Raw genomic sequence first — 11,388 nt, forward strand, 5'->3', positions numbered from 1 at the left:
CAAGTGTTCCACTCCGCTGGCTGACAGCTATGGGGCCACTCCAAATAACTTTTATACTCAGTCTATATAGCTTGGAATGATTGAAAGTATTAGAAAAAGACGCAAATACGATTTAATTCGTATTTGCGTCTTTTTACTTAATGCTCCGCAAAGCTGGACTAAAAGCCAGAAGCATCTTTTTGCCTTATCACAACTCCTCCACACATTGCCTTCGATATTAGATTTACGTTATGGTATACTATATTTTATAAGTGATAGACAAAAATGATAGATAAATGAGTTGCTGATCATTATAAGATCATGCAATTTGGTTGTTTGTTGACATTCGTCCCGTTTCTTCTGGGTTTTACATTTTGAGAGGAGGATGTTGTTTGAAATTGCGTGCAGTTCCTATTGTTGTGGCGGCCGTTTTGGCAGCCTTGTTAATGTTTGGAGGATGGTTCATTTACCGTCAGGTTACAATGCAAAGTCCTCTGGAAAAACTGGTATCTCAATATCCAGGCGTGACAAGCGCTCAAATAGATATTAAACAGGATCAGGTGGTATTGAAACTAGATCTCAAACCGCAGGCGGATGTGGCCGGATTAGTCGATGTGGTTAAGCAAAAAGGGCAATCCATCATTGGCAGCCGCACCATTAAGCTGGATATTGCAGATCGTTCCAATTCAGCACTGAATCAATGGTGGTCTGAGGCTATGTTTCCTGTAGCCGAAGCGATGGAAAATAAAAAGTATACTCAAATTTCATCTACAGTTGAGCAGATGAAAAAGAAAAAGACAGGTATCAAGGCTGATACCGATATGGATTCGAACAATGTCTATATCCGACTCAGCGAAGGCAATGCGACGAAGTTTATCGTTTTGCCACGTCAATCTCAGCAAATGGGGGTATGGCCTAATGCCTAGATGGATCAAGGAAATATTAATCGGTATTGTGCCGGTGGCCATTATATTTCTCGTTTTTATTGGGGTGAATATTATCCCTCTTCTTGTTGCAGGCGTGATGCTCAGTGGCTTGTTAATGCTCATGCATGCTCGTGGCGGCTTGGCCGTAGGTGCCGGGCAAGAGCGCAAACGTAAAAAAAATGGTCCGGACAAGCTGACTTTTGAGGAAATTGGTGGACAAGAAAGCGCTAAACAGGAATTGCGTGAAGCCTTGGATTTTTTGAATCGTCATGATGAAATTTCCAAGTTTGGCATTCGTCCATTGAAAGGCGTTTTGCTTACAGGCCCTCCGGGAACAGGGAAAACGCTGATGGCGAAAGCAGCTGCACACTATACCAATTCAGTGTTTGTTGCAGCTTCAGGCAGTGAATTTGTTGAAATGTATGTAGGTGTTGGTGCAGGTCGTGTCCGTGAGTTGTTTAGGGAGGCTCGCACTCGTGCAGCCAAGGAAAAGAAAGAAAATGCAATCATTTTTATTGATGAGATTGATGTTATTGGCGGTAAGCGTGAGGGTGGACAGCAACGAGAATATGATCAGACTTTGAATCAGTTGCTGACAGAAATGGATGGCATTTATTCGGCAGATACGCCGCGGATATTGCTCATTGCGGCAACAAACCGTAAAGAAATGTTGGACAGCGCCTTAACGCGTCCAGGACGTTTTGACCGTCATATTCAAGTAGACTTGCCTGATAAGAAGGGTCGTCTTCATATCCTTAAAATTCATGCCAAAAACAAACCGATCCAGGAAGATGCTAATTTGGACAAAATCGCAGAGGAGTCTTACGGTTTTTCCGGTGCACAGTTGGAGAGCGTCATGAACGAAGCAGCCATTTATGCAATGAGACAGGATCAGCAAATGATTGCGCAAAGTCATCTGTCCATGGCAATTGACAAGGTGATGATGGGTGAGAAAACAGACCGAGAATCGACATTCGAAGAGAAAAAACGTGTAGCGATTCACGAGCTGGGACATGCTATTATGGCTGAAATCGTCCGTCCTGGTAGTGTAAGTCAAGTGGCGCTCAGCCCGCGTGGGAAAGCGCTCGGTTACGTGCGTCACAACCCACAGCAAGAGCATTATTTATATACCAAGCAGTACCTGGAGGAGCAAATTATGATCTCGCTCGCAGGGGCTACAGCAGAAGAAATGTACTACGGCGGTCGAAGTACTGGTTCAAGTAATGATTTTGAGCAGGCACTGAACATCGTTCATACGATGATGACTTCCGGTTTGACTTCTCTTGGGATTATTAATATGGAAATGGTTACAAAAGAGGAACTCATGCGGGAAAATGGCGAGATTATGAATGACCTGCATAACCGCACTTTGGAGTTGTTGGAAAAGCATCGTCCTGTGTTCGACAATTCTCTTGACATCTTGATGAAGGAAGAAACGCTGTCCGGAGATCAATTTAGATGTCAATTTAGTGAAAATGCTTTATTACCAGCATAATTTTTTATGCTGGTTATTTTTTTTTACTTTTAGTCCGTGCTAAGATATTATTATCTATTGGGACATAAACATGTATTTTTCGACAAAGAAGGATACAATATATGAGAGTGACCAGGAAAGGGTGGAGTTAAGAACCATGCAATTTAAAAAAATCGGCGTCATTGGCGGCGGCACCATGGGACAAGGTATTTCTGAAATGCTTGCGTCCAAAGGAATCGATGTGCTGCTAGTAGAGCAGACACCAGAGAAACTAGACTACGCTTATAATATGATTGAAACAAGTCTAGATAAGCAACTGGAAAAGTGGGCAATTACCCAAGCAGAGAAAAAACTGATTTTATCTCGCATTGAAAAAGTATCCCATCTGGCGGAGCTCGCTAGCTGTGATATGGTCATTGAAACCATTACAGAGAATCTGGATGAGAAGAAAGTTGTTTTCCAAGAGCTGGATCATGTATGTCCAAGCAATATCATCCTTGCAAGTAATACATCCACGCTGAGCCTGACCGAGCTTGCCAGCTCGACCAAGTATCCAGAGCGTGTTATTGGTATGCACTTTATTTATCCAGTATCCCGTATTGATCTTGTAGAAATTATTCGTGGTTTGAAAACTTCAGATGATACCTTTGAAAACACGAAAATGTTCGTGGAAGAAATCGTGGAGAAAAAAGGAGTCATGATTTATGAATCTCCTGGCTTTGTAACTAGCCGGATTATCTGTCTGCTGATTAACGAAGCAGCTCATGTACTTCAAGAGGGCGTAGCTTCTGCCGAAGATATCGACGATGCTATGCGTATCGGCTACAACTTCCAAAACGGTCCTTTGGAAATGGCTGACCGCTTTGGTCTGGATTCCGTTTTGGCGGCTCTGGAGCGGATGTTCCGTGAATTTGGCGAACTGAAATACCGTCCGTCCATCGTCCTGAAGAAAATGGTACGTGCAGGTAATCTGGGCGTGAAATCGGGCGAAGGCTTCTTTAAGTATGACAAGGATGGTGACCGGATATGAAAATCCTCGTAATCAACGCAGGGAGTTCTTCCCTGAAATACCAATTGTATGATATGACGGACGAGTCCGTTTTGGCAAAAGGATTGGTAGAGCGCATCGGTATGGACTCTTCGATTCTGACGCATAAACCAACCAATAAGGAAGAATACACTGAAGTTAGCGAAATTTTGGAGCATACTACTGCCATCCGTAAAGTACTGAATGCACTCACAGATGCAGAGCATGGTGTTATCTCCAGCATTAGCGAAATTCAGGCTGTGGGCCATCGTGTGGTTCATGGAGGCGAAATTTTCAAACAGTCAGCGCTCGTAACTCCTGAAGCGAAGAGTGAAATCCGTCGCTTGTTCGACCTGGCTCCACTGCATAACCCAGCATCCATGATGGGGATTAAAGCGGCTGAATTGAATATGCCAGAAGTACCGCAAGTTGTGGTATTTGATACTTCGTTCCATCAAACCATGCCAGAAAAAGCTTATATGTACGCCATACCGAGAGTGTTGTACAATAAGTATAAGGTTCGTCGTTACGGTGCACACGGCACTTCCCATGACTTTGTAAGTAAGGAAGCTGCCAAATTTGTCGGCCGTCCTTTGGAAGACTTGAAGATCATCACTTGCCATATCGGTAATGGTGGTAGTGTAACAGCAGTTCAAGGCGGTTTGTCTGTAGATACTTCCATGGGTATGACTCCACTGGAAGGACTTATGATGGGTACTCGTAGTGGTGATTTGGACCCAGCAATCGTGCCTTATGTCATGAACAAAGAAGAATTGACTGTCAATGAAGTCAATTCCATGCTGAACAAGCATAGTGGACTTCTAGCTATTTCTGGTATCAGCAGTGATATGCGTGAAATCACTGAAGGTATGGAAAAAGGCGAAGCTAATTCTACATTGGCATTTGAAATGTATGAATACCGTCTGCGCAAGTATATTGGTTCGTATGCTGCCGCAATGAACGGGGTAGACGTAATTGTATTTACGGCAGGCGTAGGCGAGAACTCCATCGTACTGCGTAAGAGAGTGTTGGAACAACTGACATTCCTCGGTATCGAGCTGGATGAATCATTGAACGCTATTCGTTCTGGCGAGATTCGCCGGATTACAACTGCAAATTCGAAGGTAGAAGTACTGATCATTCCAACAAACGAAGAACTGGTAATTGCCCGTGACACGTTCCGTCTGGTTCAGTAGTTCGGTCCGTAAGTGTAAACTTTATACATGTGGAACTATGGTTTAAGTACCACATGCACCAAACAGCGAGAGCAAACAGCCTAACCCAAGGGGGAGGGCTGTTTGATTTTCGGTTCAAGGAGAGAGACGGTCATGACAAATAAAAGTACGATTGCCCAAGTGGGTCGCCATGTAGGGGAAACGGTTACAATTGGCGCTTGGGTAAACAATAAGCGGTCTAGCGGTAAAATTCAGTTCCTGCAACTACGTGATGGTAGCGGGTATATTCAAGGGGTTATCGTAAAAAGCGAAGTGTCTGAGGATATTTGGAATGATGCCAAATCCCTGACACAAGAAAGCTCCCTTTATGTAACTGGAATCGTGCGAGAGGAACCGCGCAGTCAATCGGGCTACGAATTGACGGTTACAGGTATTGAAATCATTCATTTGACCGAAAACTACCCGATTACCCCAAAAGAGCACGGTGTAGATTTCCTGATGGATCATCGCCATTTGTGGCTACGTTCCGCTAAGCAACGTGCAGTACTGATTATCCGGGCGGAAATTATCCGTGCTGTACAGGAATTTTTCAACGGCAACGGTTTTACGAAGGTAGACCCGCCTATTTTGACTCCTTCTTCTGCGGAAGGTACAACTGAGTTGTTCCACATCAAATATTTTGACGAGGATGCTTATTTGACACAAAGCGGACAGCTGTACATGGAAGCTGCGGCAATGGCGCTGGGTAAAGTATATTCCTTTGGTCCAACCTTCCGTGCGGAAAAGTCCAAAACACGTCGTCACCTGATTGAGTTCTGGATGATCGAGCCTGAGATGGCTTTTGTGGATCACGAAGAATCCTTGCGCGTTCAGGAGCAGTTTGTAAGCCATATCGTGCAGTCTGTTCTGAAAAATTGTGCGAAGGAGCTTGAAGCTATCGGACGCGATGTTTCGAAGCTGGAGCAAATTCAAGGTGAGTTTCCACGGATTACGTACGATGAGGCGATTGCCTTCCTTCAAGGTGAAGGATTCGACATCCCGTGGGGAGAAGACTTCGGTGCTCCTCATGAAACAGCTATTGCCGAAAGATATAACAAGCCTGTGTTCATTACGCATTGGCCGACTCACATTAAAGCATTCTATATGAAACCTGACCCATCCCGCCCAGAGGTTGTTCTGTGTGCCGATATGATCGCTCCTGAAGGTTATGGCGAAATTATCGGGGGTTCCCAACGAATTGACGATCCAGCATTGATGGAAGAACGTTTTAACGAGCATAACCTGGCACGTGAAGCCTACCAATGGTATATGGATCTGCGCACCTATGGTACCGTTCCGCATTCTGGCTTTGGATTGGGACTGGAGCGTACAGTAGCATGGATTTGTGGACTCGATCATGTACGTGAAACGATTCCGTTCCCACGTATGCTGTATCGTTTGTATCCATAATCAATGACAGGATCATTTGATAAGACATCAGCGGCAGATTGGGCGGAGGGAGTAGCCTATGCTATGGAAACCGGAATGGTTCAAATTCCCTACGCTCTGCTCAAGCATTATCGGACGCTTCGGCTGACGGATGGTGAAATGCTGCTACTGATGCAGTTACTTGCATTTAAACAAGCGGAACGTAATGAATTTCCGACATGGGAGCAATTGCAGGCTCGAATTGGGTGCACTGCAAACGAAATCGCGCTTTATTTCAGTAAGCTCATGAAAGAAGGTTTTTTGCGAATAGATTCCGTGGAAGACCGCAGTTCATCCGTCCAATTTGAACGTTATAACTTGGCGGGTCTGTATCGCAAGCTGGCTGAATGTATGATCGCCGAGCGTTCGGAGCAGCACGATGAAGATGACATTTTGTTTGCCGGGAAGCCGGATTTACTGAATGGAGTATCGGAATCTCCACTTACAGAAGAACGAAATTTATTCACAATTTTTGAGAAAGAATTCGGCCGACCATTATCACCGATGGAATATGAGACGATCAGCAGTTGGGTGGATCAGGATCGGTATCCGGAGGAGCTTATTTTGCTGGCCCTGAAGGAAGCGGTATTTGCTGGGAAGGTACATTTCCGGTATATAGATCGCATTCTGCTAGAGTGGAGCCGAAACCGGGTTCGTAATGCACAGGATGCGAAAGAATATGCCCAGCGATTCCGTGGTGGCGGTCGCAATTAAAGTAGCAAACTGAGCCTTTTAGGTAGTAAATTGATGCGCTATGGCTGTCACATTGAAATGGCGATACATGGACAACGCGGAGTATCGCTTGTGCAACATGTAATGTAGGGCAGAAATTTAAAGTGAGCAAGTAGACTTTAATGATAGAGGACACACCCTTCCGATTAGGAGGGTGTGTCCTTTTTAAATTTTTTTTAGAAATATGCAGGGGAAGAAAAATTCCTGGCGTCTATAGTATTGGGAAGGGGGAGAGCGTCATTGATATAGAGAGAATCATTGAACGAATCCGGTCCGGTGATCGGCAGGCGTTCCGTGAGATCGTAGAGCTGTACAGCAAGCATGTATTTCATGTGGCCTATTCGGTACTGCATGACAGCAAGGAAGCAGAGGATGCCGCGCAGGAGGCGTTCGTTCAGGTGTACAAGTCTCTCCCCCAGTACCGGAACGAAGGGTTTAAAACGTGGCTGAGCCGAATTGCGCTTCATAAAGCGCTGGATATCAAGCGCAAACAAGACAGGCGGCCCGCAGAGCTCATAGACGTGGCACAATCCCTTGTGCAGCTCCCTTCCCCGGATGAAGATGTACTGGCCCGTCTCATCCGTGAAGAGCAAACGGTAGAACTATCACAGAAAATCGCCCAGTTGCCCCAGCAGCATCGAGATATTATTCAAGCTTACTATATGCAGGGCAAAACCTACGATCAAATAGCAGAAGAGACGCAGGTAGCTTTAAAAACGGTAGAGTCCAGACTCTATCGGGCACGACTATGGATTCGGAATCACTGGAAGGAGGAGGAATGGCATTGACTGACCAACAGGATAGACCGTGGATGGAAGGGCAAACGAATGACTGGCATGCATACATTACAGGAACTTGTTCGATAGAGGAATCTACCCGACTGGAAAAGCTCTTGTTGGAAGATGAACAAGCGCTGATGCTATATCTTGTCGCACTGGAGCAATTAGAGCCGACATTGGAAGAACACTCTGCCTGGATGGATACGGAGCGCTTCACAGATCAGGTAATGGCCGTTCTTCCTAATATAGAAGCTGAACCGAGTCAAATTATGTTCAAAAAACGTCGTTGGTTTGAAAAACCTGTGTTCCACTATGTTATTGCCGCAAGTCTGACGTTGATCTTGCTATCCAGTGGAGCCTTTGACAAAATGATGCCGCAAACAAGCAATAAGCCGGTTCCTTCAAAAGAACGCGTCTCTTACAGTGAAGAAGTCATGCAAGCTACGACAACCTGGCTCGATAAATTAAAGCCCTAAATAAGTTAAGGGTAAGATGAACAAGTTTAAAATCAACCTTCAGTTGGGAATTTTACCAAGATTCCATAAATAGAAAGGAAGTGTAGCGATGCCTTATACGGAACGAAGCAAGCTATTGGCATTTCTATTGAACATCATTCCGGGTGTAGGACACTATTACTGGACCAGAAAAGCCAATGCGTTTGTCTATACCATTTTGTTTTTCGGATGTCTGGCAGGGGGAATATTTTTGTCAGTGGTAGCAAGTGACGGAGCGTTTTTTTTGGTGGGTATGTTTATTGCTGCCCTTTTATGGGGACTCTGCATGCTGCATATCGTGATTAGCTTATTACGTTATGATCCTCGTGCAGTCGCTACTCCATACCCCCCTCATGCAGGACCCAATCCATATGGCTTTTACTCGCAAAGTGAACCTTATGGAGAGGCTGGTTTAACAGGAGAGGTGCCGGAGGGAGCAACAGACACAGGCACGAATACCACGGGGGGAGGTATGGGATCTGGTCCCGGGTATTATCAACAAGGATACTATGGTATGGCAGGATCACCTGCTTTTCAAAAAGGATCGGATAATGAACGATTTTTTACGATTTTGCTGTCATTCATTCCGGGTTTGGGGCACCTTCATTTGGGGCTGATGCAGCGTGGCTTGTCTTTTCTGTTATCCTTCTTTGGCTTTGGCGCGATCCTCATCTTTATTACTAGCATAACGAACGAATCCGGATTTTTGGCGTTTGCAGGCGTGTTGCCGATTATTTGGCTGTATTGCATGTTTGATGCGGTGCAGCATGTACATCGTAAACAAGCTGGAGACATTCTTCAGGACCGGACTTTGTTTGAGGAACTGGAGCATGGAAGAGTTGAGGGACGTCGTAGTAAAATGCTGGCTACCATTTTATCGGTATTTCCCGGTGCCGGACATATGTATATTGGGTTGCAAAAACGTGGACTACAGCTCATGCTACTGTTTTTAGGATTTATCTATATACTGGACGTGCTGCATCTTTCACTCTTTTTGTTTCTAATCCCGGTGGTCTGGTTTTACAGCTTTTTTGATGCATTGCAGCAGGTAAGCCGTTATGGGCAGGAGCAGCTGATCGACAAGCCTGTGATCGGTATGTTTGCTCAATATCATCGCTGGGTAGGCTTGGGACTGCTTCTGCTGGGTGCATACTACATCCTGATTAACGTACTTGTTCCGACACTGGACCGTCTGTTCCCGGATGGACAAATTTACAATTTAGTTGATATGTATTTAAGAACCATTATTGTCTCCCTCTTATTAATTGGCGGCGGTGTTTGGATGATGATCGGTAATTCCAAATTGAAGCGAGCAAAGGAGAAACGATAGAATGGATACTGAATTTTCAAAGAGTGAGGCTTCCTTTAAGGGAGCCCATCACTCTCAGAGCGACGTGACTGGGGCAATAGGTTTATTGGGTACTTCATCTCATAAGAATGGCACCTCCAAGAGCTCAAACGCTCCAACAGGTGTGTGGAAAGTTGGAAGGCTGTCCATGGGACTTTTTCTGGTACTGCTGGGCGGCGTAACGTTTGCCTCTAAGTTTTGGGGAGCGGGCATACTGGATCAAGCGTTGACGTGGTGGCCTGTCGTGTTTGTTTTGCTGGGACTGGAGATTTTAATGTATACCGCTTGGAAAGGGACACGTGAGCGCATTCGCTATGATCTGTTCAGTATGTTTATTACGGCGATATTGGTTTTTTGTTGTATCGGATTTGCCTTAGTCAGCTCATTGGGCATCACTCCGCAAGTCAGAGAAATGATGAGTTCTGTTCAGGAAACAAGGACTCTCCCAGACTGGCATGAAAAACTTCCTGCCGGAGTGACCAAGGTGATTGTACAGGGAGAAGATCCCTATGCGGTCAAAATTGACGCAACCACCTCACCGGAGGTGCATGTGTTCGGGAATTATATCTATACAGGCAATGAGGATGATTTCAAAGGAACGGAGCTGTATCAGACAAAGCAAATTGGAGACACACTATATGTACTTCTCAGCCAGGTTCCCACACGTTTTATGCAGACACATCATCAGCTTGACGTTACCATTGCTGTGCCTGACGGAATAGCGGTTACTGTGCGTGACAGTCAGGGGAATGTGATTGAAAAATAGAGAGGGCTTCTAGCTTCAGCTTTACATTTTGTATCATTCACGCGATACTTGTTAGGGAAGCCTGAGTTGCACCATGTGACTGGTTATAAGATGTAGTTGCTTACCAGGCGTAACTTGATGATATGCATTCGAAGCGAATGTAGTCGGAAAAGAGGGGAAAATGATTTCTTTAAATCCTGACACACTTACAGAGCGTGAAAATTATAAGCTGTTGACCGGGAGTATTATCCCAAGGCCGGTAGCGTTTGTAACGACTTTGAGCAGCGAAGGGGTGCTGAATGGTGCTCCGTTCAGTTATTTTTCCATCGTTGCTGCCGAGCCGCCACTGCTGTCTGTATCCGTACAGCGTGTCGATGGAGTTTCTAAAGATACAGCGCGTAATGCGATGGAGCACAATGCTTTTGTCGTACATATTACAGACGAAGACAATGTGGGGGCAGTGAATGTGACGGCTTCCCGTCTGTCGCCGGAGGAGAGTGAGGTTACACTGGCAGGTCTCACCCCAATAAAGAGTACAAAAATTGCAGTTCCCGGTGTGACTGAAGCGAAAATACGTATGGAATGTATTTTGGAGAAGGTGATACCGCTGGGAGGCAAGGAGGACACACCTGCCTGTGACCTATTAATTGGGCGCGTAGTGCAGTATCATTTATCAGAGGAAGCGTACCAAAATACATATGTGATTGCCAAGGAGTTGCGTCCGGTGAGTCGGTTGGCTGGAAACAACTATGCAAAGCTAGGTGAGCAATTCACGCTGGAGCGTCCCCAATAGGGGACGTTGTTTTTTTACTATATTGAAATTTGCCATCGCCCTTCATTTAATTTCCAAATTGAACTTCTTAATGATTTAATTCCGGTATCATTCGACTCAGTACAGTATGTTGCATGTATAATTTCTGAAGATAACAACCTTATGTTAAAGTCAGTAATTATAAATGGTATATGGTTCAATGGAGACCTACTCTTTAAAAAGGTTAATTGCATTGACTTGTCGTACTTTCTACCCGACGAACCATACTCAATATAGTCATGAGCTAATAGTTTTTCAAAATCCTCTCTTCGAGCATGCATTAACTGCTTTTCTAAACTTAATATTATATCTTTTAATTCTTTACTCAACTTATCACCCCAGTTGCCTTTTAATTTGCAGTTGATACCTTCATCGGATTAAAAAACTCCATTTGAGAAGAACAGATTAGGTTTTTATGTCGCCAGTAGGAT

At 44.9% G+C, this 11,388-nt stretch carries 12 protein-coding genes; 11 read left to right on the forward strand and 1 reads right to left on the reverse strand.

Features of this window, described 5'->3' with window-relative positions; translation table 11 throughout:
- Window positions 1-371 precede the first annotated feature (371 nt).
- The 11 genes from G9G57_RS09940 to G9G57_RS09990 all read left to right on the forward strand — a co-directional run bounded on the left by G9G57_RS09940 (window position 372) and on the right by G9G57_RS09990 (window position 10,939).
- Window positions 372-905: a hypothetical protein gene (locus G9G57_RS09940; RefSeq protein WP_016822175.1), complete on the forward strand. Its 534-nt coding sequence runs from the start codon at window positions 372-374 to the stop codon at window positions 903-905.
- Complete coding sequence (locus G9G57_RS09945; protein ID WP_031461654.1) at window positions 898-2,400, forward strand: AAA family ATPase; 1,503 nt, start codon at window positions 898-900, stop codon at window positions 2,398-2,400. The genes G9G57_RS09940 and G9G57_RS09945 overlap by 8 nt, the downstream gene beginning before the upstream one ends.
- 136 nt (window positions 2,401-2,536) lie before the next feature.
- Window positions 2,537-3,409 carry a 3-hydroxyacyl-CoA dehydrogenase family protein gene (locus G9G57_RS09950; RefSeq protein ID WP_013371631.1) on the forward strand — a complete coding sequence of 291 codons (873 nt, stop codon included), beginning with the start codon at window positions 2,537-2,539 and terminating at the stop codon, window positions 3,407-3,409.
- The gene (locus G9G57_RS09955) at window positions 3,406-4,602 is read left to right on the forward strand and encodes an acetate/propionate family kinase (protein WP_013371630.1); all 1,197 of its coding nucleotides are present in this window, start codon (window positions 3,406-3,408) and stop codon (window positions 4,600-4,602) included. Before G9G57_RS09950 ends, G9G57_RS09955 begins: the two co-directional genes overlap by 4 nt.
- Window positions 4,603-4,734: 132 nt before the next feature.
- Window positions 4,735-6,030, forward strand: coding sequence for an asparagine--tRNA ligase (gene asnS / locus G9G57_RS09960; RefSeq protein ID WP_016822173.1), 1,296 nt, complete (start codon window positions 4,735-4,737; stop codon window positions 6,028-6,030).
- 3 nt (window positions 6,031-6,033) lie between these two features.
- Window positions 6,034-6,762 carry a DnaD domain-containing protein gene (locus tag G9G57_RS09965; RefSeq protein WP_016822172.1) on the forward strand — a complete coding sequence of 243 codons (729 nt, stop codon included), beginning with the start codon at window positions 6,034-6,036 and terminating at the stop codon, window positions 6,760-6,762.
- Between the two features lie 140 nt (window positions 6,763-6,902).
- Complete coding sequence (locus G9G57_RS09970; protein ID WP_044785190.1) at window positions 6,903-7,568, forward strand: RNA polymerase sigma factor; 666 nt, start codon at window positions 6,903-6,905, stop codon at window positions 7,566-7,568.
- Window positions 7,565-8,035: a hypothetical protein gene (locus tag G9G57_RS09975; RefSeq protein ID WP_044785400.1), complete on the forward strand. Its 471-nt coding sequence runs from the start codon at window positions 7,565-7,567 to the stop codon at window positions 8,033-8,035. The genes G9G57_RS09970 and G9G57_RS09975 overlap by 4 nt, the downstream gene beginning before the upstream one ends.
- A gap of 88 nt (window positions 8,036-8,123) precedes the next feature.
- Window positions 8,124-9,383 (forward strand): hypothetical protein, encoded by a 1,260-nt coding sequence (locus G9G57_RS09980; protein ID WP_044785189.1) that lies wholly within the window; start codon window positions 8,124-8,126, stop codon window positions 9,381-9,383.
- A gap of 1 nt (window position 9,384) precedes the next feature.
- The gene (locus G9G57_RS09985; RefSeq protein WP_044785188.1) at window positions 9,385-10,167 is read left to right on the forward strand and encodes a hypothetical protein; all 783 of its coding nucleotides are present in this window, start codon (window positions 9,385-9,387) and stop codon (window positions 10,165-10,167) included.
- 160 nt (window positions 10,168-10,327) lie between these two features.
- Window positions 10,328-10,939 (forward strand): flavin reductase family protein, encoded by a 612-nt coding sequence (locus tag G9G57_RS09990; protein ID WP_025365106.1) that lies wholly within the window; start codon window positions 10,328-10,330, stop codon window positions 10,937-10,939.
- A 17-nt stretch (window positions 10,940-10,956) separates the two neighbouring features.
- Here the strand turns inward: G9G57_RS09990 and G9G57_RS09995 are convergent, their stop codons facing one another.
- Window positions 10,957-11,286 (reverse strand): nuclear transport factor 2 family protein, encoded by a 330-nt coding sequence (locus G9G57_RS09995; protein ID WP_107733442.1) that lies wholly within the window; start codon window positions 11,284-11,286, stop codon window positions 10,957-10,959.
- Between the last annotated feature and the right edge of the window lie 102 nt (window positions 11,287-11,388).

The sequence above is a fragment of the Paenibacillus sp. EKM211P genome (genome assembly GCF_011066175.1).
Taxonomy (GTDB): Bacteria; Bacillota; Bacilli; order Paenibacillales; family Paenibacillaceae; genus Paenibacillus; species Paenibacillus polymyxa.